The following is a 25,560-nucleotide window of genomic DNA, read 5'->3' as shown; positions in this document are numbered from 1 at the left end:
GATTAATAGTTTTTAAGTATTATTTAATCACTATTTTTTTAGTGACGCGACCTTTCTCTGTTTGAATTTTCAGTAGATAGATACCAGATTGAAAATTACTAACATCAATTTGGTTTGTATTCTGGCTGCTTTCAAATACTTTTTTACCTAGTATAGAATACAGCTCAATGGAACTTATAGTATTTGGTGTTTTAATACTCAGAATATCAGATGCTGGATTCGGATAAACAGAAAGCGAAGTATCTACAATAACGGCTTCCGTACTTAAGGTTGCGAAATTTACAGAACTTGCCAATGGGCTGTTTTGCGAGTATAAATTTTGTGCCCAGATATTGATATAATTTTCAATAAAAATGGTGTCAAAAACCGGATCACCATTTTCAACGAACATAATAGCGCCTGTTGTTGGGTTTGGATCTGCAATAACATCAAATAAAACCAGCTCAAAAGGACCTGCACCATTTAACATAACGGTAAACTGCCCGGCTTCATCGCGACCTAGAAAATAAGCATCACCATTAACTCCAGGACCCATGGAAATAGATACCCATTCGGATGCTGGAAGATTAGAATTACCAGTTACAAAGTTACCAATAGTCATACCTGTTGGCACGTAAAATCCAGCTCCCATATCGTCTGTACTGTCATCTACCACGGATTCGCTTGGTGTTGCTAATAAAGCCATTTGGTAGTTTCCTGTGTTCGAGTTAATCCCTACAAATGAGATACTAAACTCATAAGTATGATTTTGTGCGTGTAATGTGAAGGTCATAAAAAGTAAAATGACCGCTGTGTATAAATGTTTCATAATAATATAGTTTAAATTGTTAAAAAATTAGATGTTTGTTTTAATTCGGTATTTGTTGTGAAATAGGAAAATAATTTGAGGCAGGGTTTGCAGGATGATTTAGTATAATGTTTTTCAAAATACCTTTATCATTACCTGGACCTAAATACCGGACAATGCCGTTGAGGTTAATATCGCCCAAATTGTAGGCTGCATATGGAAAATAATTACTACCAGAGGAATTACCTGGCGCATTTAGCACAATGGTTTTTAAGGTAGCCGAATCATTACTTGGCCCTAAATAACGCACTTGATTATTTCCGTTAACATCACCAGCCCAAAGTGCCGTGTTCCCAGAATCTAAAATGGCTTGTGCCATTGTTCCATAGGTTGCAAATCCACTATTGGTAAAATCTGCAACGCCAGCTGTACTTTCATTAAGGCCAATGGTTCCTGCACTCATAGCACCTAAATGATTTCTGTGATTAACCACCACATAATAATTAGAAGGTGCGGCATTCATAACCAGACTTGTGGTACCATCTAAACCTACCACATCACCATCTCGTTGCAAAAGAGCTGACTTTCCATTAATGAGTTTCGTATTATCATTGGCTGCACGCAGTTCCACCCAAACCCAATCTACAATGGCATTTGCACCTGTAATAGAAAACACCGATGCATTACATGTTGCTAAATCTGCATATGGACTGGTTGTTGGAATAATGGCATTTTGCCTTAAATCATCATTCATTAATCCGGCTAAAACTGGATTTAAGAGTGGTCCTTGCAAGAATAGTTTTGGATCTACTTTTATTTTCAAACTGCCATTGATAAAACCTTCAGAAACCTGAATATTTCCGACGCTTATTTCTTGCACGTTAACCTCCCCAATAGTATACAAAATCTCTATACCACCTACTGTTGCGCTTGCGCCTCCACTATCGATACTGAATTTATCGATGGATTGAGCTTGCGTAAACTGAACAAAATTAAAAGCTAAAAGAATTATTAATAATTTTTTCATGATAATACTTGTTTTAAATTTCTAATTAAATTTAATATTCTTTATATAATCGGTTTAAAAACAATTATATACTTATTATTGAAGGTTAACTAACACCAAAATAAACCCTTGTCCAGATGTCAATGACGACATTGCCTTTCCAACTATGGCTCCTTGTGCTCTCGAATAATCTGTTACTTTCATTGCGTACCCTGGTGTTGAAGAAGAGGTAAGTAAATCACCAACTTCAATGCTTCCATTAGATGCATCGGCATACACATATACTTTGCCTGTTAGGGCTAATGGCTGTTTACCATCACTTGTTGCATATCTATTTTCTTGACTTAAAGAACTTTCGTCTGCCGTCATTTCTCCTCCCATTAATATTCCAGGTCGGATACCATTAGCACCACTGATAATACCTGCTACTTTTTTATCATATGGTTGGTTAGACACCATCATCTCACCAGGTTTATTTGGATCTAAACAAAGGATCATGCCAGGTTTTGCTAGTGACGCATTAGAAACTGCATAAAACTCGGCCAAATCAGCGCCAGTAACTTCTATTTCTTGAGTAATAACCCGACCAAAACCTAAAAAATCGGCATCTAAAGATATTCCCAATGATCCATCAGCCTTATACATTTGTATTTGCGAGCCTGTACTGGCTGTTTCTGAAGCTTGTAACTCAAGTGTTCTAAATCCGGAGTTCATATAATACTCGGTTTCTCCACCAGTTCCTGCTCCAGAAAATCTTGTTCGTACAGTGGTAGTGTCTGCATTTCTTACGTATATATCTCTTTGATTCGCATTAATACCCTGTCTACCTTTGTGGTCTGTACCAACCATTAGTCGGTCCGTAACTTGTGTCCTACCATTAAAATAGGCTGCCCATCCCTGATCGGGGCTGTTATTATATGTATATATCCCATAATTACCAGGACCAATTGCATATCCATATAGTGCATAATGAGCTCCTGTACCGGCTGAGGATATGTAAGAGTAAATACCGTACATATTCCCGGTTGCACCAGTAGTAGACAACGTATTGTAAATTCCATAGGTAGGACTCGTGGCGTTACTAGCAGCAATATTATTATAGAAACCATATTTGGTAGAGTTACCGTCGGGTGTGATATCATTGTATATACCATATTTAGAACTATTACCAGCATAATTATTTTGAAAGTACGCCGAATATGGTTGGTCATCATTTACAACATGTAATTTTCTGGTAGGATTAGCAATTCCTATACCTACATTACCCTCTGAACGATAAATATTATTTGCATTAATATCCCATTTAGAGGTATCTGGTGCAGAGAGTGCATAAGGCACAGCTTTAAATTCTGTAGTACCCATATCTACCAATCCAGACCCGGTATTTATTTGAACATTTAGAAAATGAGGGTTGCTTGCCCAATCTATATCTGTAAACACATTTAAGAGTGGATTACCTTCACCTATATTTATCATAATAAGCCCATTTTCATCGGTATTTGGTGCATGGTCTTCTTGATAGACAGCTGTTCCTTCAGGAGTTGTTTCATGAATAGTAAATCGAACAGCGATTAGATCGTTAGCAACCACGTTACCAAGGTTGTCTTTTATAATGGCTTTGTAGTTAATACCGTTTTGAGCAAAACCAAAACAGGTAATAAGTAAAGTTAGTAATGTTAGTTTAATTTTCATTTTCTGTTTTTTTTAAGGTTCATGTTGTGTAACTTGTTATTGAATTCTTAACTCATAGATAAAATTATTATTTAGCTATTACAAATGGCAATACTATTGTTCCAATCTATATAAGATATGTTACATGGTATTATTTTTTTATAATTGATGCTGGCATCTATTTCTTTTAGTGACTAATATTACCTGCCGCGTTAGTTATAAATTTATGCGTCTACACTATTCTTATTTATAGGTAACAAATTGAAAATTACCTTGAATTAATGATCCTGTATCATTATAAAGGAATACAATCATTTTTCCATTAGAACTGCTTACACGTATTCGGTCTATGGCAGCTGAACCACTCGTAATATTTGTAGTAAAAAGTGTCCAGAAATAATTCTCGCCAGTAATAGTAATATCATATCTATTATCTACGGCATTCCAAGTAGCACTAAAATTCCCTGAACCAGAACTTACATTTCCATTCGATTGCACAAAACCATAGGCAATTGGTCCAACAGCAGCAGTGGTTTGTACCGTATTATCTTCAAACTGAACCGATTTAAATTTAGCTGAACCATCACTATTTATTGCAGCAACAATATCAAAACCATTTTGCATTTCTATAAATTGTGAACCAGCTGTAGAACCTGAAGGCACTATTAGCTCCAAAAGATCTTTACCTGTAGGATGATCCAACGTTTCAATACGCACTGTATTAGCCGTCCCTGATGCTTGAACCACAGATAAAGGATTTACTGGTGTAAAGGTTCCAATCCCTACTCTGCCTTCATTTTGTGCCATAATAATATCGCCATTACTTTTAAATCTCAATCTGACAATGCCACTGGATAAGTCATCAGTTGAGCTAGCTAGTTGAAGTTCATTATTTGTTGCATTTAGCAAAGACCAATCCACACTGGTTGGCCCAGGTCTGTATAGTGCAAGTCCTGAAGTGTTATTAGTTGATGTAATTCTAGGAATTATAGGTCCAGTTCCATAAACCTCTAATGGTGCAGAAGGTGAGGTTGTACCAATACCTACATTTCCTCCCGCATGGCCAATATTAAACCCGTTTTTTGTCCATAACGGATTTTCAATATTTTTTGCCATTAATGCATAAGGCACTGGTTTAAAAGCTGTCGTACCCATATCTACCAGACCACCTCCTGTATTCAATTGAACATTTAAGAAGTGATTACTACTACTCCAATCAACTGTGGAAAAAGGCGTAAACGTGGGAGTTCCTTCACCAATGTTTACGATAATAATTCCATTGTCATCTGTAGTTGGTGTTTGGGTTTCCTGATACACATTAGTTGCGCCATCAAGAATCGTGAATTGAATAGCTATCAGATCATTCGCTACTACATTACCAAGGTTGTCTTTTATAACAGCCTTGTAATTGATGCCATTTTGTGCAAATGTCATGATGGTCGTAAACATGATTACTAAAAACGCTAATTTTGTTTTCATAAGATTGTGTTTAATCATTAATGATATGGTTTATGAAAGGTTAACATCCTGATAATTAAATGTCTCTCATTATTTATTTCAAATGTAGAATGGATACAGGTCTTTGTATATTACTATTGTTTCAAAGTCTATAAGATATGTTCCATGCTCATGAAAAACACTGAAAACATAGGTCTTCAAGCCTTATTATGCTTTTCATCTTCCTGATAGGTACTACAGCTAAACATGAGTAACAATAAATTGATTAGAATTAATAGTATGATAGCGGAACTGATATATAGTAGTGTCATAGTCGCGTCTATTATTTGTTTTGGTTATTCTTTTAAAAAATAAAGATTATTGGTACGTTATTTACAAGAACCTATTTTTCTATTTCAATGGACTTAACGACTTTATTATTAAGTAAAATATGTAATTGGTAAACGCCTTTTTTAAGATGATCTATGGATATATAAATCTTATCATCACTTTCTTTTTTTAGGGAATTTGAGTTTTGTTTCATAAGGTATTCCATTAAAGAGATTCAAATTTAGACATAGAAAATCTGCTTTGATAACAGATATGTTTCAAAGAATATAAAATATGTGCCAAATGTTATTGAAGCATGGTTTTTTACTTGTTTAGGAGATAATCCTTAAGTGTGCAACTATAAATCATCCTTAAAAAATTTACAGAAATATTAAAAATTAATTTTTAAACTTGGATATCTGAACAACCATAAATTGAAGAGCTTAATAATGCTAAATTTTATAAATAACTCATAATTTAGTAAACCTATTAGATATGTGAAAACATAATAGTTTGCAAAATATTAGTAATCTCATAAAAGTAAACGCCTCAAATTTTTCAATTTGAGGCGTTTAAATACTCTTATAATTAAAAGGTGTGGTTATAAAACATACTTTTAAAATTACCTTATTAGACTAAAATTAAAAATTAAGGAATCGGAAAACGTTTAACATTAATTGTACCTGTTACTTGCGTTGTAAATGTATCTGTTTGATTAATATCCCTAACTTCCATTTCCGCACTAAATGTTATTGTAAAATGTGCATATGCAACACCCGAGTAAACATTACTTTGTCCATAATTAGTAATCGTTGAAGATCCTGAAATGGTATTCATGACATAATTATTATAAATAATTGTCATGCCGGAACTGGTTTCGGTAACGTTTGGACCAAAATCCATGCCTTGGTTATTATTCATAGTCATTACCATGCCCAAAGAAATGTTAGGGGTATGGATTTCATCTAACAAAGTTAAAACCATTGTATCTTCTTCAGTACCTCCATTATTTGTAGATACCGTTCTTACTGCTACAGCGCCACTTGTACCACTGCCATTTGTGATGGTCCCAGAAAAAGTATCGCCATCCATAGGTCCACCCGTAAAAGTGAGCTCATAAAAATGAGATTCTCCTTGCGGATCGGGATTGTCATTTAAAGGATTATCATCGCTGGAACATGATGTTGCCATAACAACGAGAAATAAAGCGAGCAGTTTACCTGCGGTTTGAATTGTTTTCATAATAAATTTTTGTTTAAGTTTTATTTAAGTAGATTAATGATTACATGAATTTTTTATAATCGCTAGAGTTGATTTTAAATTTCGATTTTTCTAAAGCCACACAACGCATGGTCATGGTTTTATTTTTTCGTTTAGAGGTATCTGTAATATGCATTTCCATCATAATACCTTTCATATCTGCCATCCAAGCTTGATTGGAATTTTTGTTTTTATCCGCCATGTCGTAAAAACCTTTTGGGAAGGTAATACCTGCATCTTGTGTTATCCAAAATTCGCCAGTCATATCTTCTGATGTTACTTTATATTCTGAACACATATAACCTAAAATGGTTTTGGTTCTACCTGTTTTTTCAACACGTGCATCAGCATCTTCTGCATTGTCTTTCATTATTTTATCCAAATTCATACCTGAAGCCATAAGCATTTTAGTTCCTCCAGCTTCCGTAAACATAAATAGGGTTTGTTTTTCCATATCCATAACAGAAATCATGGATGTTGCAGATTCTACAGTACTTCCAAAATAACTTTGCCCTTCTGCTAAGTAGTATGTCAAGTTGGTTGTGTAATCATCACTCTCCATTTGCATAACATATTTATGAGTGAAACTGTAAACTGCCTCTGGCGTGTTACTATTCTTAGAAGGTTTTTCTGTGTTTTTAGAAGTTTTGTCTTTTTTTGAAGAACTGGAGTTCTTATCATTACTTTCAAAAACAGAATCGAATGCTTCGTCTGTTTCTTTGGCGGATTTTTGTTCTACTTTGCGCTCAACTGTACGTTCAGCTGATTTTGCTGCTTTATCAGCTAGTCTTTCAAAAATTTGTGAGTGTCCAGAATATGCAAAACATATAAGGAATAGAAAGGAGAAAATTGATTTCATAATTCAAGTTTTAAATTATAATTATTTATGATTCACTATATAAAAGGTTAACATGAAAATTGAAGAAAATTTTTTTAGTAATTATTAACGTGTTTCATTCTTTGATTTTCATATTATCTCATTATAACATTATAGCATTACAACATTGTAAGGAGTGAAACAAAAGTAAATGGTAGCTTCACCTTTGAATAACAGATATGTTTCAAAGAATATAAAATATGTGCCAAATGTTATTGAAACGTGATTTTTTAGTTGTTTTGAAGGTATTCGTTTGGTGTAAAACCATAAACGTCCTTGAAGCATTTGGTGAAATAGGAAGGGGAATTAAATCCGACTTGATAGGCGATTTCTGCCATGGTAGCATCAGAATTTTTTAACAATTCTAATGATAATTTTAAGCGTTGAGATCGTAAAAATTCGCTAGTGGTCATACCGGTTATGGCTTTCAGTTTTCTATGAAGTTGCGTACGACTTATTTGCATGTGTTTGCTCAACCCTTCGCTGTTAAAATCTGGATTTGTTATATGTTGGTCCAACGTAGTTTGAAGCCTTTTTAAAAATTCGCTTTCAGTGGAAGTAATCGCCAATTCCGGATTTATTGTTAAGGTATTACTGAAGTGTTTTTGAAGTTTTAAGCGACTTTCTATCAGTTTTTCTACTCGGATTTTTAATTTTTCGCTGCTAAATGGTTTTGTAACATAGGCATCTGCTCCTGTTTTAATACCTTCAATTTCATTAGCATCTCCAACTTTTGCCGTAAGTAGAATTACGGGAATGTGACTTGTAACCTCATTTGTTTTAATTTCGTGACATAATTCTATTCCGTCCTGTTCCGGCATCATAATATCACTGATAATTAAATCTGGAAGGTGTTTTCGGGCTTTTTCAATACCTATTTTACCATTTGCAGCTTCAATAATTTGATAGCTATCTGCAAACATAGAAACGATAAATGACCGAATATCTGGCTCGTCTTCCACAATAAGTAACGTTCGTTTATCCGTATTGGTTTCAATAATAAGTGACTCTAAATCTAAATGTGGCTTTTCTGTGAAAGTGGTAACTTGCAATTCATCTTCAGCAAAAGCGACTTTATTAATAGGTAGTGACACGGTAAATTGGATGCGGTCCGATTCCAAATTGTTGGCTATAATACTGCCCTTGGATAGCGTTACCAAATCACGAACCAGAGCCAAACCAACGCCTACACCATCTGACAATTCGTTATTCTGATAAAAACGTTGAAACAGTTTGTTTAAATCTTCTTTTCCAACTTGTTTACTGCTGTTTATAATGGATAACACCAACATGCCATTTTGATTCATGGCTTCAAATATAATTTCACTGTTTTTTGGTGCATATTTTATAGCATTTGATAATAGATTTGACGTTACTTTTTCAATAATATCTTTATCAAACCAAACAGCTTTTAAATTATAAATCTGGTAGTTAATTTCTATGTTTTTTTTATTGGCTTTATATTGAAATGCGCTTACAATCTGTTTTAATAAAATGGTTAAATTTCCTTGTGATACTTTCAGTTTTATTTGCCCTGAATCTATCATAGAAAGATCCAACATCTGGTTTACCAAATTAAGCAATCGGGTTGCGTTTTGCTTTACTAGAGTCAGTTCTTTTTTATCGGTTTTAGAAAGTTCTGGTTTGGCTAATTGATTATCTATAGGACCAGAAATTAAGGTTAACGGTGTTCTAAATTCATGGGAAATATTGGTATAAAGTTTGGTTTTAAATTCATCTAATTTCTTTAAACGAATAGTTTCATCTTGCTCTAAACGCAATTGATTTTTCACATTCCAACGCCATTTTAAATACAGATATAAAATATACGCCAAAACTATTATTAGAAGTAAATACATGGTTTTAGCCAAATTTGTGGCATACCAAGGGTCTAAAATAGTGAAAATATATGTCGCAGGTGTGGTATTCCAAACACCATCATAATTGCTAGAAATAACTTGAAATTGATACACACTTGGTGGTAAATTGGTGTAGTGTGCCACATTACTGTTTCCAGAATTTATCCAATTGGCATCATTATTTATTAATCGGTATTTGTATTGATTTCGTTCAGGTTGGGAAAAATGTAATGCTGAAAATGTAAAGGTTATCGTGTTTTTATCATACTTAAATTCCTGATTATCAATTAACGCAATAGGTTTATTGAAAACATCTAAATTTGTAATAATTGTTTTTGGCTTTATGGGATTAAATTCAAGCTGATTGGGATTAAACCAATTTAAACCTTCTAAACCACCAAAATATAATATACCATCCGTATGTTTGTATGATGCACCTGTATTAAATTCATAAGCTTGAAGACCATCATAATTATCATAATTTTCTATCTCTGAAATCTCACCACCTTCAATCTTTAATTTGGTGATGCCTTTATTGGAACTCAACCATAAATAATCATTATTTCCAGGCAGAATACCATAAATAACATCATTTAATAAACCATTGTTTGTGGAATACGTATTAAATGTATTGCGTTTTGTGTTGAAAGATTTTAAACCATTACCATTGGTTCCAACCCAAAGGATGGAATCTTGATAGAATAATGATTTTATTTTGTCGTTTATTTTATCGATTTTCACTAAACTATCTGTTTTTTTATAAAACTTATAAAGCCCATCCGTTTCCGTTCCAATCCAAAAAACACCAGACTCACCCAAGGCTATGTCCCGAATATTATTAGTTGCCAAAATGGTGTTTTCTGTATTTATCTTTTTTGTTATTCCTTGGTTCTCATTAAATTGAACGAATCCATGATCTCGTGTACCAAGCCACAAATTATCTGATCTATCTTTTAGTATTTTCCAAATAGTAAAATCTGCCGTTTCTTTAAATGATGTGATTTTCCCGCTAGAATCCATCTTTTGCAATCCATACGTTTGATGACCAATCCAAAGATTTCCTTTGTCATAAAACAGACTCATAATCCTATCTCCTAATAGTTTAGAGTTAGCAGATGTATAGGTGTGAAACTTTTGGTTTTTTGTGTTTACAACCGTTAAACCTTTTCCTGATGTACCCAACCAAATATTATTATTTGTATCAACTGTAATGGCACGAATAACATCTACATGAACATTTTGAGGAACTTGATCGTTAGTTAGCACATTAAATTTTATTAAAAATTCATCATAATAACTTAAGCCTGCACCATCGGTTCCTAGCCAGATTGTTCCCGTATTATCTTCATATAAGGATATAACATCATTATAATGAAGTGCATACGGATCATTCTTATTTTCTTTAAAATTTTGAATAAACTGATTTTTAAAATCTACTAGAAATACTCCTTGTCCATAAGTTGCTATCCATAATCTATTCCGTTTATCAACTAATAAATCTTGAATTATTAAATTTTCTGGGAGCCAAAAAGATGGCTTATTTTTAAAAGGCGCAAACTGTTTTTCGTTTTCCGATTTTACAAATAATCCTTTGCCAAAGCTTCCCAAATACATGGTGTTATTATCCGATTGAGCCAAAGCACTAAAATTAGAAACCGAATCAATTTCTATATGTTCATACCTGTTATTTTTAATTTTAAAAACACCTCCTTTTGTAGTTGCAAAAAAGCTTTCATTATCTCCTTTTATGAAATCATAAATAGTATGATGCGCATGTTCTGGTTTTAAAAATTGAATGGTGTCTGCAGATTGAGAATTGACTATATATAGTCCACTATCAAAAGTTCCCATATAGAAGTTTTGATCGTCATCTTGAAAAACGGTGCTGACCGCATAATTAGTTATAACGGATTGAAAACTATCTCGCTCTTTATTATAAAACTGTAATTTCCCCGAATTAGCAATAGCCCATAATTTACCTGATTTATCCACATATAATTTTCCTAGTTTGCTAAAGGTGGATCTGGTCACATCTTCAAACTGAATTTTGTAATAGGAGAATTCTCGACCATTATATTTATTCAGCCCATCTTGGGTAGCAAACCACATAAAGCCAATGCTATCTTGTGCAATGCTAACAACACTATTTTGAGATAAACCTTGCTCCACAGTCAATTCCCGAAATGCCACTTGCTTATTTGTTTGAGAATAAACAGCACATGTTCCGATAAAAAACAGAAGCAATTTTAAATGGTTCATTTTGATTTAATTAACTATTAAAGTACTAAATGTTTTTGATTGCTTATTGAAAGCTGATGAATTTATTTTAAATTGATTTATTTATGTGAATTTATAAATTGGATTTTACGCTTATAAAAAAAACCAGAGCACAGTTAAAAGCTAAAAAGGAGAACAACGCTTCTTTTTACTTGAGCGCCTTCTCCTTTTTAATTCCAATTAAAACTATTTTAGTGATTTTATTTTGAATGTCGTTTTAGATGTTTTTTTGTAGAAATTCTAATTCAAATTAAAAGTCGACTTATAAATTTTTAAACCATTCTTCGTATTTATTTCCTAAAATAGGAAGCGGTTTTTGTTTCTCGTTAATTGCATTCATCAAACCCGAAATCCACATAAAAACAATTACAAAAAAACCGATAACACTAATTATCCAACCTAAAATAGGTATCATACCTATAATACCTATAGCTAAACCTGTTAAAGCTAATCCAAGTGATTGTGTAATGTGGTACTTGGCAAATTTGTTCTTCTTATCGTTATTCATTACAAAAGCAATAATTAACCCTACAAAGGTTAAGTAGGCAATAATGGCCATAGATTTCCCTTCGGTTATTTCAGATTCTGTACTTGCTGTTACTACTGTTGGTTCTGCTGTTTTCATTTGAATATGTATTTTATAATTGGTTACTGTATATTTATGTAAACAAATATAAAAGGTTAACAAAATGAGGTGAAAAGTTTACAAATATTCCCATTATTAATTATGAAAGAGCTTTTACAAGTTCGATTAACGATTAATGAAAGATTAAAAACACCAATTGTTTATAAAAAAAACAACTGTAAAGAATGTATAAGTTCTTTACAGTTGTTAAAAAGTAGAATTAAATAATCTTCCAAAGTATCTTCAATTTATCTTAATTTTAAGGTACAAATGTTAATGTTCTGCTTGGATAAGCATCCTTGGCGTCTTGAACCGTACTGAAACAACAAGCAGCACCACAGGAGTCATAAAATAGAACTATATAACCGCCATTATCTCTTAGAGATATAATGCCATCGCCTGCTGGTAGTTCACCTAGTTTTAAATTAATACTACCTCCTTCTTGACCTGAAATAGCGCCTAATCCATTATACCAATTCCCTTCTAATTTTACCTCTGTTGTTGTGTGTACTAAAAGCGCTCTAATAGAATTCTCTTCATTATCATTTATAAAAGTATAACTTGCTGTAAGCTCATTGCCATTTATTTCCCAAGATCCATTTGCAAGTATATCCACGCCTCTTATATATTTAACACCTAAAGAACCGTCTGCGCTAAAATGGAGTTCGTATGAACATGTACCTTCAAATCTGTATGTAAAATTACCTTGAAATTTATTTTGTAAAATAAGATTTATACTTTTCTGCCCTGCACTATTAGCTATAATAACTTGAATAGTATGATTACCTTGTGGTAATAATTTAGTCCAACTTAATACACCTGTATTTGCATTAATGCTTAAACCATCTAAAGGTGTAGCTAAAGAAAAAGCTCCAACACTACCATTCCAAGTAATATCTGGTGCAGCAGAATTTCCTGCTTCAAAAAAAGCAGCATCTATAGTTGAATTTGCGTAATTAACTGTTGGCACATTAGCACCTGGGATATTAGTGCCTGAATCATCATCTGAACTACATGCTGTAGCAAAAATAAAAAACAGCATCATTGATACGTACTTAATTTTTGTAATTGTGGTTTTCATAATTAATGTTTAAAAAAAATTTATTTCGATTATAATTACCTCTTTGTGTAAGTTGTTTTGATAAGTAAACAAACTTTATACAAAATTAAAATCAGATGTAAATTCCATAGGCTAAAGCCAAATGCTTAAAAACAAAAAAGCAACTTTAAAGATATTTCATAGTTATGAATTTCTTTAAAGTTGCTTTTAAGTATGTTCTTTCCGCGATGTTTACAAGGCTTCCAAAATGGCTTTTTTCATTTTTTCAGCACGTTCTAGAACTTGTTCTTCTGTCCACGATAACTTAATCAGACACGATATATTTCTCGCAATATAATGATCTGACTGCTCAAAAGTTTTTGTTTGAAGATATTTCAAACCTTCTTTAACTTCAGCAGAAATAGGATATAAAGATTTTAAATCTTTTAAATGATCCCATTTCCTGATGTAATGCCAATTGTTATCAAAGTAGTGAAAACAAGCATCAACTCCTGATTCTTTGAATGCTTTGGATGTTTTTCTTGCCGACTCCAAGTCTGGTAAAAAGAAATTTAAAAAGCCATAGCTTTCTTCACCACCTTCAGGAACGGTTCTAAAAGTAACTTCTGGAATTGCTGATAATACATCACGTAAAATGGTATAATGTTTTTTCTGAATGGCTACAAAATCATGTAAACGCCTCGCTTGAGCCAATCCTACAGCAGCCTGTAACTCTGAAATTCTAAAATTATAACCTAAAAATGGATGCGTTTCTGCACCTCGATCCATACCTTCATGATCGTGACCATGATCTGTATAATGATCCGCGTGTTTAAAATAGGTTTCATCATTAGTAATTACGGCACCACCTTCACCACAAGTAATTGTTTTTACAAAATCGAATGAAAAACACCCTACATCACCAATACTTCCCAATGGTTTTCCGTTGTACGAACCTCCAATGGCTTGACAAGCATCCTCTATCAATAATAAATTATGCTTTTTACAAATTGCTTGCAGCGCATTCAAATCAGCCATACTACCACACATGTGGACAGGCATAATAGCCTTTGTTTTTGGCGTTATAGCAGCTTCAACAGCTTTTGGGTCTAGCGTTAAGGTATCATCTATATCCACTAAAACCGGAATGGCACCTAACATCATAATGGCCTCAAAACTAGCTACGAATGTAAAAGTTGGCATAATAACTTCATCTCCAGCTCCAACACCCGTAATTGCCATGGCAACAGAAACAGCAGCTGTACCACTAGATACCAATTGGGCATGTTTGACTTGCAATTTTTCTTGAAGTTCTGCCTCCAACTCTTTGGCTTTCCAATGTCCATTTCGCATGCCATCAAAACCGTAGCGCATTAAAACACCACTGTCTAAAACGTCATGTACTTCTTTACGTTCTGCACTTCCAAATAATTCAAATCCTGGCATAATAAATATTTTTTTGATGTTCTAAAACTACAATTCTATAATACTATCCGCAATGGGTTTGCGGACTTTTTTAAAATCGGCAAACATATCATTTTCCGCACGATACCCTATCGGTAATAATAAAACCGACTTCAAACCTATTTTACCTAAACCCAATAAATCATCACAGGCCTTGGGATCAAAACCTTCCATAGGACAGGCATCAATCCCTTCCATAGCACAGACAGTTAAAAGGTTTCCCATAGCCAAGTACGTTTGATTTGTTGCCCATGTCTCTATTTGTTCTTGCGGCTTCTTTTCAAAATCTGATATTAAGAAATCTTGAAATGGTTGTAATATGGCTTTTGGCGTTTCCCGAATGTTATGAACTCGATTAAAATATTCAGTCACAAAATCTTCATCAATTTCGGTTTGAATACAAAGTATTAAAACATGCGATGCTTGCTCTAAATTTTTCTGATTCATTCCTACTGAAACCAAGTCTTTCTGCAACTGGTTATTGTTAACAATGACTAATTTTATAGGTTGTAACCCATAGGAAGTAGCCGTTAAATTAAAAGCTTGTTTAATAACCTCTAATTTTTCCGATGTTACTTTTTTATTAATATCAAACGCTTTTGTGGCGTAACGCCAATGTAAATGCTCAATAATGCTCATAATTACTTCATTGTTTTTGCAAAAATAAGGTAAGTGGTTGTCAACAACTAACAGAAAATAAATTTATTAGCAAGATTTTTGAAAATGTTTTGAAATTTTCAGTTTTTTTCTTTGAAAGAATGAAAAAAGGGTTCTATATTTGCACCCGCAATCAGGGTATACCTGATACGGCGCTCAAGGAGAAATGGCAGAGCGGTCGAATGCGGCAGTCTTGAAAACTGTTGAGGGTCACACCTCCGGGGGTTCGAATCCCTCTTTCTCCGCTAGGAATAGCACAAATTCCACCAAAACCCTATAAACACTATGTCTATAGGGTTTTTACTTTTCCCGAAATATCAAAATAGACCATCTAATAACATCCTATAGGTGCACCATTCGGTTCACTATCAAATAATCTTAAACAGTGAACCGAATTTCACCAAACACCCCTAATTACAATGGTTTACAATAGGAAATACGTTATTAATTTTGTATTTTTATAAGGCATTTATAGAGTGAACCGATGTACAATACCTTTTCCATATTATTCTTTCTTCAAAAAAATAGAGTTACTCCTGACGGTAAAGCTCCTATATACTGTCGAATCACAGTAAATGGAAAAAGAGCTCAAACCACTATTCAACGTAAAGTATTATTGGAAAAATGGGATAGTTCCAACGGTAAAGTTATAGGTACTTCTGCAGAATCCAAAGCAATCAATAAGTACATAGATGACGTTAGGTACAAACTAAACAAAATCCATGAACGCCTTTTAGATATTAATAAACCATTCACAGCAATGGCTATTAAGAATCGTTATACTGGAAAGGACCAGGTTACTAAAATGCTCTTAGTAATATTCCAGGCCCATAATGACGAAGTAAACAGCTTAATAGGTAAAGACTTTGCTCCTGGCACTGCCGAACGCTATCGCACCACCAAAAAACATGTACAAGAGTATATCCAAAAAGAATACATGGTTGATGATATTCCAATAAAAAATGTAGACCATAAGTTCATTACCGGTTTAGAGTACTATTTAAAAACCGTACGAAAATGCAGTCATAACACAGCAATCAAATACATCACCAATTTCAAGAAAATTATCCGAATTGCCTACGCTAACGATTGGATAACCAAAGACCCTTTCCTACATTGGAAAGCAAAATTAAAAACCATCGATCGTGAATTCCTGTCGAAAGAAGAGCTTCAAACCGTTATAGACAAAGAATTCGAAATCCCTAGATTGGAATTAGTGAAAGACATATTTATCTTTAGCTGCTTCACAGGACTTGCTTATATTGATGTCAAACAACTCTCGAAAAATGATATAGTAATAGGTATTGATGGAGAGCATTGGATTAAAACGAAAAGAGCAAAGACGCATACGCGAAGTAATATTCCTTTATTACCAATACCGGCCGATATTGTCAGAAAGTATGAAGAACACCCACAAGTTATAAACACCCATAAGTTACTTCCTATATTAAGCAATCAAAAAATGAACTCGTATTTAAAAACGATTGCAGACAGTTGTGCAATCAACAAAAACCTAACCTACCATTTAGCCAGGCACACCTTTGCTACAACCGTAACCTTAACAAATGGAGTTCCTATTGAATCTGTTAGTAAAATGCTTGGGCATAAATCACTCAAAACAACGCAACACTACGCCAAAATTTTAGATAGAAAAGTAAGTGCCGACATGAGCGTCTTAAAATCAATTTTAAGTAAAGAAGAAGCAAGGGTTAAGGAAGCAAAAAACTAGGTAAAACACTCACTTTTATCCATTTACATTAAATTTGGTATATTTATATTCCCAACCCAAATCGCATCATTTATGGATAAGATTAACACCCTTGTTGATGAATATCAAATAAAAATCATCAATTTCCATCAAGACAACCTAAATGAAATAGCTAATTTAAGGCTCCTCATTAACTTAAGCAGCGAATATCTTCAGCTATTAAGATTATCCGTTAGACAAAGGGGGTTCATTTCTGAATCAGATGAAATAAGCTTCTTTAAAAACCTAAAACCTATTGTCAGTGGCCATTTAAAGTACTTCTCTCATGTTCACACCTATTTAATGAATCGCCCCAAGGTAAGTATCTCCAGACAGCGAAAATACATTCATCTCATTTTAGATAAGTTCGAAGCACATAAATCAAGTGAGTTAGAATTCGTAAAATACTACAGACATAAATCTACAAGGTACGATCATATATATTTTGTTAGGGGTTTAAATAGTATTGACATAACAAATAACATAAATCATTTTATCGACCCTGAATTCTCAACAAGTCATGATGATAAAGTGGCGAAAATTATGGCTTACGACTTACTAGTAACTTATTACAAAAACGAACTTATAAAATTAAAATCTCAAAAAAGAATATCTTCTAGACATACACCTCCGTTATTAACTCAAACCTTTTCGTGGACAGCTTCCAAAACAGATTTAGTAGAATTAATGTATGCCATTAATGCCACGGGTGCCGTTCAAAATGGTAATATAGATTTAAAAGTTCTAGCCGAAATCTGTGAATCACTTTTTAACATTAAGCTAGGGAATTTCTACAAAACTTACGGAGAGATTAAAGCACGTGAAGGAGCCCGTACAAAGTTTTTAGATTCCTTGCGGTTATCACTAATAAAGAAAATGGACGAAGACAATAATTAAGCACAAACCCCTCATTAACTTTCATTTTCACGTTATAACTATGCGTTTAACATACCCGCTCCGATTCCTTCTCACCTATGTTAATAAAACGTTAAATTCTTTCGGTATACGTTCGGTACTAACGAAGAAATATCAACAAATTACTCCAAATTTGTTTTACGATGGCCAGATTAATAGCAGCCATCATCTAAAGCGAAAGCTCATGATGATGGCTTTATTAAAGAACCCTGGTTAACATAAAGACAAGCACTAATTAAATAACATCATTATGCCAACAACAATCCTTACCACCGACGATCTCTATCAATTTAAAATGGAATTATTCGACGAGATGAAATCTCTTCTTTCCAATGCCCAACCTTCAAAGAAGTACTTAAGGTCAACAGAAGTCATGAAGCTTCTACAAGTAAGCCCAGGAACGCTTCAAAACCTCCGTGTCAATGGTACCATCCCTTACACAAAATTAGGAGGTATTATTTATTATGACCAAGAAGACATTAACAAGGTTCTCGAAGATAACCGCATGCATCACGTTTAATCACAAATCCCGTGATTGCCGCGACATCTATTTAGTTTATACCAACAACCATTAAACTGGCTTTAAGCCGCATTATGGAATGCATAAAATTTAAGATTAAATCAACATGCCATCAATTAACTACATAAAACATCTAAACGCAGTGTTTCAACAGTTCTCTAAAGACAACAGGTTAAATCCAACCCATGTCAGTTTGTATATGGCATTTTTCCAACTATGGAATCACAACCGGTTTCCAGAACAGTTCCATGTCAATCGGGAAGAAGTAATGAATCTATCCAAAATAGGCTCTAAATCCACCTATCACAGATGCGTAAAGGAATTAAATCACTATAAGTATTTAATTTATCACCCATCTCATAACCCATTTAAAGGTTCAAAAATTAACATGCTCATATTTGGTACAACCTCTGGACAAGCAGTGGACTTAACCGTCCCAAATCAGGGACAAGCACTGGTACCTTTATATAAACATAATAAACAAATAGAAAACAATAAAAAACTTTATAAACTAGCACAGCCAAAAAATCAAAAAATTGTAATCGACTTTTTTAAAACACAAAAATGGCCAACAATAGAAGCACAAAAATTCTTTAATTATTACCAGGGCATCGGATGGAAAGTGGGCGGTAAAACCAAAATTGTCAATTGGCAAGCTACAGCTCATAACTGGATGTTAAAAGCCGAAGAAATTAAAAATAATAAGCAACTGTCCCAAAACAAGGACAACCCACATTCACGCGAAGGCGGGAATCTCCACACCACAAAAAATAAAAATTACAATCAGCCACTTTAAAAATCCCGCAATATGAAACAGTTTAAACCACACATCATAACCGAGGGCGGCATCGATTACCATCTAGGCAAAATGGATAAAAATTGCATCCATTACGATTTCCAAAAAATTTTAATCTATCTAGAAGCTAAAGGCAAGCTTCTTTTTAGCCAAAACTTCAAAATTCATGAAGAAGACCACGCCATTATTTTCAAGCTTTGCATTTACACCATTCAAGATTTCGACTACTGCGCCAAACTGGATATCAACCCAACAAAAGGGATTCTGTTATCTGGTCCCGTCGGTTGCGGTAAAACAAGTTTAATGAAACTCTTACGGCACCTCACACCACACCGCAGAGCATATAAAATAATACCCTGTCGTAATGCCGTTTTTAGCTTCAATCATTTAGGCTATAAAACCATCGAAGATTACGGCAATGAAGACTTTTACTGTTTTGACGACCTTGGCGTGGAACCCACCGGCAGACACTATGGCAAAGACTGCAATGTCATGGGTGAAATTCTTTTATCCAGGTACGATCAATCACTTAAAAAGCAAGAAGCTCATAATCCTAAAATCCATTTCAAAACCCACGCTACCACAAACCTCAACGCCATAGAAATAGAAGAACGCTATGGCAACCGTGTACGTTCAAGAATGCGAACCATGTTTAATCTATTGGCTTTTGATAAAATTAGCAGAGATAAAAGGGTATAATTTATAAAATGGCTGAATTAAGTTATATTATTGGATTCTGTTTAAAACAGGTTACCAACATTTTATATAGTTCTGGATGTTTCTTTTTAAGCAAGTCTGGACGCTCAAAGAAATATTCTGAAGCTACTGCAAAAAATTCAGCCTGGTTTGTACCTCCATATTTCCGGATATCAGAATGATTGTCATTTATGGCTTCCATTTCCTTATGAATTAAATTCAACCAAGGTAATGCATATTGATGTTCTAATAATCGCTCTGGAACTCCATCTGTACTATCATCGAGCTTATCAATAAGATGCACAAATTCGTGTATGCCTGTATTACTTTTATCGGTTGTGTTTTTAAAACCGTGATATAATGCTTTTTTAGATAAAATCATTTGTTTCTCAAATCGTCCATTCCCAACTATTCCACCAATATTTCTTGAGTTATCCTTACTACTAAATTGCATATCCTCATTAAAATAATCTGGATATAAAAGGATACCGCTTAAGTTGGTGTAATGCCATTCTTTAAAACCAAAAACAGGGATTACTGCGCTTGCCGCAATTAAAATCTTGTCCAATTCTTCCAATTCAAACTGCACACCATCTATATAAACCTCACTTAAAAATTGCATCATTTTTTGTTGAAAAATAAGCTGCTTATTTTTAGAGAGATTTCTATAAAACAGAACATTATCCATTAATAATCTGTGCCAATGCTCTGGAAATGACTTTACACTATGGCGTTTCGTTTTTCTGTAAAAATGAACAGCAAAGAGAATAACCACAACTGAAATTAAAATATAAGCCATATTAAAAGGAAAGTATTAATCTACAGATTCAGCTTTAAAGCCAACTTTTTGCAAGGTAGCCTTTACATCTTCTTCGGTTGCACCATCACTTTCAATGGTTAGGATTTTATCAGGATTAGCGGTATCCACTTCCCAACTTTCTATACCTTCTTGTTTGTTTAAAAAAGGGGTTACTTTTGATACACAACCACCACAATTGATATTTGTTTTAAATTTTAAAGTTTTCATCTTATTTGAATTTATAATTAATATTAAAGTTTTACTCGTTTAAGTCTTAAGCTATTTAAGACAACAGATACGCTACTGAAAGCCATCGCCATTCCAGCAATCATTGGGTCCAATAAAAATCCATTTACGGGATACAAAACGCCTGCTGCAATAGGAATACCAATGAGATTATAAATGAATGCCCAAAATAGATTCTGACGGATACCCAACACCGTTCTTTTTGATAGTTCCAATGCTTTTGGAATGGATTGCAAATCTGACGTTATCAAAGTCATTTTTGCGACGTCTATTGCTATGTCCGAACCTTTACCCATTGCAATACTTACATTGGCCTGCGCCAAAGCGTGGGAATCGTTTATGCCATCACCAATCATCGCTACTATCTTTCCTTCTGCTTGTAGTTTTTCAACAAAAGCCGCTTTCTCCGAAGGCATCACTTCTCCTTGGTAATTTGTTATTCCTACTTGTTTTGCGACAGCAGATGCGGTTTTATTGTTATCTCCAGTAAGCATATAGACCTCAATGCCTCTTTCTTGAAGCGTTGCTATGGCTTTTTTTGAAGTTTCCTTAATCTTGTCAGCAATGGCGAGTATCGCCAGCACTTGTTTTTCATTGCCAAAGAAAATGACCGTTTTAGCCTGCTCTTCGAGACTTTCTGCCGTTTGCATTAGGGAAGCGTCGATTTGAATATTCTTTTCAACCATTAGCTTATGATTTCCAACATAGTATTTTGAACCATTCTCTGATTGCGCTTTTACGCCTTTTCCTGTAATGCTTTCGAAGGAAGTAATTTCAGCTTTTTCAATATTTTCATCCTTTAAGTGGTTGACTACAGCCCCTGCCAAGGGATGTTCTGATTGTGCTTCGATAGCCAAAAGAATTTTTTTGTATTCATTGCTATTTTCAAGTTTATCCTTCCAAAGCATATCAGTTACTAATGGTTTTCCTTCTGTAATCGTACCCGTTTTATCAAGAATGACTGCATTCACTTTATAACCGAGTTCCAAACTTTCGGCATCTTTTATAAGAATATTGTTTTCTGCTCCTTTACCGATACCCACCATAATAGCTGTAGGGGTTGCTAATCCTAAAGCACAGGGACAAGCAATAACCAACACTGCTACAGAAGTCAATAAGGCTTGCGAAAAACCATTATCGCCTCCAACTGACATCCATACTATAAAGGTGACGATGGAAATTCCCATTACTACGGGTACAAATATGCCCGCAATCTTATCAACCAGTTTCTGAACAGGTGCTTTGCTTCCTTGGGCTTCCTGAACCATTTTAATGATTTGGGACAATAAGGTTTCTCCACCTACTTTTTCGGCAGTAAATTGAAAACTCCCTTTTTGATTTACCGTGCCTGCAAATACCTTTTCATCCTTTATTTTTTCAACAGGAACAGGTTCTCCCGTAATCATACTTTCATCTACATACGAGCTTCCTTTAGATACTTCTCCATCCACAGGAATCTTTTCTCCCGGACGCACTAAAATGGTCTGACCTACTTGCACAGACGAAATAGGAATTTCCTTTTCTTCACCATTCTCAATAATTTTCAGCGTTTTAGGCTGTAATCCCATCAGCTTTTTAATGGCTGAAGATGTATTTGTCTTTGCCTTTTCCTCCAATAGTTTCCCCAAGGAAATAAAGGTTATAATTACAGTTGCTGCCTCGTAATACACGTGAGGCTCAATACCACGACTCAACCAAAATTCAGGAAAAAAAGTGTTGAACACACTAAACAGAAAAGCTATTCCTGTGCTCAAAGCTACCAAGGTATCCATATTCGCCTTACCGTGTTTGGCTTGCTTGAAAGCATTGATAAAAAAACTACGACCGAACCAAAAAAGAATTGGAAAAGTCAACACCAAAGAAATCCACTTACCTGGTTCCCATTGCATAAAAAACATTCCTAATACAAAAATGGGAAGGGTAAGTATGGCCGACCAGATAGTACGGTTTTTTATGTCTTGATAATTTTTTTGCTGTAGTTCTTGTTGTACTTCTGAAGGATTCTCCGCATCAATGATAATGTCATAACCAACATCGCGAAGTGCATTTTGAAGTTGATTAGGACTCAACTCTTTGTCGTATTCTACAAGAACAGAACTGTTCGCAAAGTTTACGCTTGCATCAATTACGCCATCTGTGTGTTTTAAAACGGATTCAACGCTTGCTGCGCAAGATGCGCAGGTCATACCTGTAACTGGGAATGATTCTTTTATTCCCTGTTTATGGTTCTTTTCTTTGGTTTCAAATATGTTGATAGTTTCCATAATCGCATTCTTATTTGTACAGTACAAATTTCAGGATTAAAGGACTTTAATGTGTTACGTTATATGCTGAATGATTTGTAGAATTTGCTGAATTCGTTTCATTTATTGCAAAAGCATTGCATCTAAATATAGATAAAGTACTTTAGGAATTTTAAGAACAGTACAAAGCAGATTAACACGATAACAATGATTACAATACTAATCCAAATTATTTTATCTTTTTTTGTGGTATTGTTATTTGATAATTTACTTACCTTCTTATTTCTTTTATTTCTCTGTTTTTGATACATCGTTTTTGATTATTTCCATTTCATCTTCTGCAATCGCACAGCGTTTAAAATAGCCAACAAAGCCACTCCCACATCCGCAAATACAGCTTCCCACATTGTCGCCAGACCGCCAGCACCCAAAACAAGTACCACAGCTTTTACTCCAAAAGCAAGCGCAATATTTTGATATACAATACTTCTGGTTGAACGACCTATTTTAATAGCTTTTGCAATTTTGCTCGGTTGGTCTGTTTGTATTATAACATCTGCGGTCTCAATGGCGACATCGCTACCTAAACCACCCATTGCAATACCTACATCACTTGCTGCCAATACTGGTGCATCGTTTATACCGTCTCCAATAAAGGCTACTCTTCCGTCATTTTCGGACATCAGCTTTTCGACTTCGTTCAATTTATCTTCTGGCAACAATCCGCCTTTTGCGGTATCAATGCCCATTTCTTTTGCGACTTGTTGCGTAATGGAATCCTTATCGCCCGAAAGCATTATGATTTTTGAAATACCAGATTCCCGAATTTGTTTAATGGCTTCGTGTGCATCATCCTTTAACTCATCTGCAATGATTACATAGCCTGCAAATTTGCCTTCAATGGAAACCATCACGATAGATTCTACAATGCTGTCGGTTTCAGATAGAACTTCGATATTGTTTGAAATCATCAATGCTTTATTCCCAACCAATACGGTTTTGCCGTTTACTGTTCCTTTTAAGCCTTTTCCTGCTATTTCAGTTACTTTGGTAGCTTGAAAATCTTCGCCATCGGCTTTATATTCCATAATTGCCTTGGCAATGGGATGAGTGGATTGTTCTTCCATCGCCATTAGGTATTTCATAAATTCAGGTTCTTTCCAACCAATGGCTTTTATTTCTTTGATTTTAAAAACACCTTTGGTCACGGTTCCTGTTTTGTCCATAACAACGGTATTAACCTTTGTCATTTCATCCAAATAAGATGCGCCTTTGAACAAAATCCCGTTTTTTGAAGCTGCTCCCAATCCACCAAAATAGCCCAACGGAATAGAGATAACCAAAGCACACGGACAGGAAATAACCAAGAAAATCAATGCTCTGTACAACCAATCGCTAAAGACATAATCGTCCACAAAAAAGTAGGGTATAAACGTTAATCCAATCGCGAGAAAGACAACGATTGGTGTATAGATTCTTGCGAACTTTCTAATGAACAATTCGGTTTTTGATTTCCGTGCTGTGGCGTTTTGCACCATATCAAGAATTCTTGCAATGGAACTATCCTTAAATTCTTTGGTAGTCTCGATTTCAATAACGCCATCCAAATTGATGCTTCCTGCAAAAACTTTTTCTCCTTTTGCAATGGTATCAGGTTTGCTTTCGCCTGTTAAGGCTGCTGTATTGAATGAGCCTTTTTCGGACAATAAAACACCATCCAAAGGGATTTTTTCGCCTACACGAACTTGTACTTTTTCGCCAATTTGAACAATTTCGGGATTTACAGACACATAATTGTTGTTCCTATAGACCAAGGCTTCATTAGGTCGTACATCCAATAATGCCTTGATGCTTCCCTTGGCTTTTTTAACGGCGGCACTTTGGAACAATTCGCCTACCGCATAAAATAACATTACTGCCACACCTTCGGGATATTCGCCAATGGCGAATGCACCTATGGTTGCGATGGACATCAATAAAAACTCGGTAAAAAAATCGCCATTTTTGATGCTTTTCCAACCTTCCTTTATTACAGGAAAACCTACTGGAAGGTATGCGACTGCATACCAGACGATACGTATCCAATCTTTAAAAAATGCTACGTCAAAATAATCCATCGCAATACCAATAATCAGCATTACAAAGCTGAAAATTGCTGGTACATAAATTTTAAATTTCCCTATACTTTCCGGACTGCTATGGTTGTGGCCATCATTGCGCTTGTGATTATCGGATGAAGTTTTATTTAAATCTCTTAAATTCAGTTTCTTTTTTTTCATTTATATCAATTATAATTTTATTTAAATTCA

The 25,560-nt window shown here is 34.4% G+C and carries 20 protein-coding genes and 1 tRNA gene; 6 read left to right on the top strand and 15 right to left on the bottom strand.

The features are described 5' to 3' along the window. Positions 1–19: 19 nt before the first annotated feature. The 11 genes from ES675_RS06985 to ES675_RS06930 form a co-directional block, all read right to left on the bottom strand. The gene (locus ES675_RS06985) at positions 20–808 is read right to left on the bottom strand and encodes a T9SS type A sorting domain-containing protein (protein WP_082985881.1); all 789 of its coding nucleotides are present in this window, start codon (positions 806–808) and stop codon (positions 20–22) included. A gap of 40 nt (positions 809–848) precedes the next feature. After that, the gene (locus ES675_RS06980; protein ID WP_066249940.1) at positions 849–1,814 is read right to left on the bottom strand and encodes a hemagglutinin protein; all 966 of its coding nucleotides are present in this window, start codon (positions 1,812–1,814) and stop codon (positions 849–851) included. A 75-nt stretch (positions 1,815–1,889) separates the two neighbouring features. After that, a complete protein-coding gene (locus ES675_RS06975) occupies positions 1,890–3,485 on the bottom strand; it encodes a hypothetical protein (RefSeq protein ID WP_066249937.1) in 1,596 nt (531 codons plus the stop codon). A 222-nt stretch (positions 3,486–3,707) separates the two neighbouring features. Further along, a complete protein-coding gene (locus ES675_RS06970) occupies positions 3,708–4,943 on the bottom strand; it encodes a hypothetical protein (protein ID WP_170244078.1) in 1,236 nt (411 codons plus the stop codon). A 936-nt stretch (positions 4,944–5,879) separates the two neighbouring features. Beyond that, complete coding sequence (locus tag ES675_RS06960; RefSeq protein WP_066249931.1) at positions 5,880–6,473, bottom strand: hypothetical protein; 594 nt, start codon at positions 6,471–6,473, stop codon at positions 5,880–5,882. 40 nt (positions 6,474–6,513) lie between these two features. Further along, complete coding sequence (locus tag ES675_RS06955; protein WP_066249927.1) at positions 6,514–7,350, bottom strand: DUF4412 domain-containing protein; 837 nt, start codon at positions 7,348–7,350, stop codon at positions 6,514–6,516. Between the two features lie 248 nt (positions 7,351–7,598). Further along, complete coding sequence (locus ES675_RS06950) at positions 7,599–11,486, bottom strand: two-component regulator propeller domain-containing protein (RefSeq protein WP_066249924.1); 3,888 nt, start codon at positions 11,484–11,486, stop codon at positions 7,599–7,601. Between the two features lie 280 nt (positions 11,487–11,766). After that, positions 11,767–12,129, bottom strand: coding sequence for a DUF4870 domain-containing protein (locus ES675_RS06945; protein ID WP_066250034.1), 363 nt, complete (start codon positions 12,127–12,129; stop codon positions 11,767–11,769). 259 nt (positions 12,130–12,388) lie between these two features. Beyond that, entirely contained in the window at positions 12,389–13,210 is an 822-nt protein-coding gene (locus tag ES675_RS06940; protein WP_066249921.1) for a hypothetical protein, read from the bottom strand. A gap of 210 nt (positions 13,211–13,420) precedes the next feature. Beyond that, positions 13,421–14,614 (bottom strand): DegT/DnrJ/EryC1/StrS family aminotransferase, encoded by a 1,194-nt coding sequence (locus ES675_RS06935; protein WP_066249916.1) that lies wholly within the window; start codon positions 14,612–14,614, stop codon positions 13,421–13,423. A 27-nt stretch (positions 14,615–14,641) separates the two neighbouring features. Next, positions 14,642–15,271: an NAD(P)H-dependent oxidoreductase gene (locus ES675_RS06930; RefSeq protein ID WP_066249913.1), complete on the bottom strand. Its 630-nt coding sequence runs from the start codon at positions 15,269–15,271 to the stop codon at positions 14,642–14,644. Between the two features lie 178 nt (positions 15,272–15,449). On the opposite strand from ES675_RS06930, the gene ES675_RS06925 reads away from it, so the two are divergent. The 6 genes from ES675_RS06925 (at position 15,450) to ES675_RS06900 (ending at position 19,966) form a co-directional block, all read left to right on the top strand. Continuing rightward, positions 15,450–15,534 (top strand) — tRNA-Ser (locus ES675_RS06925). Between the two features lie 239 nt (positions 15,535–15,773). Beyond that, positions 15,774–17,018 (top strand): site-specific integrase, encoded by a 1,245-nt coding sequence (locus tag ES675_RS06920; protein WP_066249909.1) that lies wholly within the window; start codon positions 15,774–15,776, stop codon positions 17,016–17,018. Positions 17,019–17,090: 72 nt separating this feature from the next. After that, entirely contained in the window at positions 17,091–17,933 is an 843-nt protein-coding gene (locus ES675_RS06915) for an RteC domain-containing protein (RefSeq protein ID WP_066249905.1), read from the top strand. 268 nt (positions 17,934–18,201) lie between these two features. Next, positions 18,202–18,471, top strand: coding sequence for a helix-turn-helix domain-containing protein (locus tag ES675_RS06910; RefSeq protein ID WP_066249902.1), 270 nt, complete (start codon positions 18,202–18,204; stop codon positions 18,469–18,471). Between the two features lie 106 nt (positions 18,472–18,577). Continuing rightward, positions 18,578–19,267, top strand: coding sequence for a hypothetical protein (locus tag ES675_RS06905; RefSeq protein WP_317041662.1), 690 nt, complete (start codon positions 18,578–18,580; stop codon positions 19,265–19,267). A 12-nt stretch (positions 19,268–19,279) separates the two neighbouring features. Continuing rightward, a complete protein-coding gene (locus tag ES675_RS06900; RefSeq protein WP_066249897.1) occupies positions 19,280–19,966 on the top strand; it encodes a P-loop NTPase family protein in 687 nt (228 codons plus the stop codon). A 22-nt stretch (positions 19,967–19,988) separates the two neighbouring features. Here the strand turns inward: ES675_RS06900 and ES675_RS06895 are convergent, their stop codons facing one another. The 4 genes from ES675_RS06895 to ES675_RS06880 form a co-directional block, all read right to left on the bottom strand. Then, the gene (locus ES675_RS06895; protein ID WP_066249891.1) at positions 19,989–20,762 is read right to left on the bottom strand and encodes a M90 family metallopeptidase; all 774 of its coding nucleotides are present in this window, start codon (positions 20,760–20,762) and stop codon (positions 19,989–19,991) included. A 15-nt stretch (positions 20,763–20,777) separates the two neighbouring features. After that, the gene (locus ES675_RS06890) at positions 20,778–20,990 is read right to left on the bottom strand and encodes a heavy-metal-associated domain-containing protein (protein WP_066249889.1); all 213 of its coding nucleotides are present in this window, start codon (positions 20,988–20,990) and stop codon (positions 20,778–20,780) included. Positions 20,991–21,013: 23 nt separating this feature from the next. Further along, a complete protein-coding gene (locus ES675_RS06885) occupies positions 21,014–23,272 on the bottom strand; it encodes a heavy metal translocating P-type ATPase (RefSeq protein ID WP_066249887.1) in 2,259 nt (752 codons plus the stop codon). Between the two features lie 299 nt (positions 23,273–23,571). Further along, positions 23,572–25,530 carry a heavy metal translocating P-type ATPase gene (locus ES675_RS06880; protein ID WP_066249885.1) on the bottom strand — a complete coding sequence of 653 codons (1,959 nt, stop codon included), beginning with the start codon at positions 25,528–25,530 and terminating at the stop codon, positions 23,572–23,574. Positions 25,531–25,560: the final 30 nt, after the last annotated feature.

Origin of the sequence: Algorimicrobium algoritergicola (genome assembly GCF_008086165.1) — a bacterium.
GTDB classification, from domain to species: Bacteria; Bacteroidota; Bacteroidia; order Flavobacteriales; family Flavobacteriaceae; genus Algorimicrobium; species Algorimicrobium algoritergicola.
Note: the sequence above shows the minus strand (reverse complement) of the source record. Positions and strands in the feature narration are given on the sequence as shown.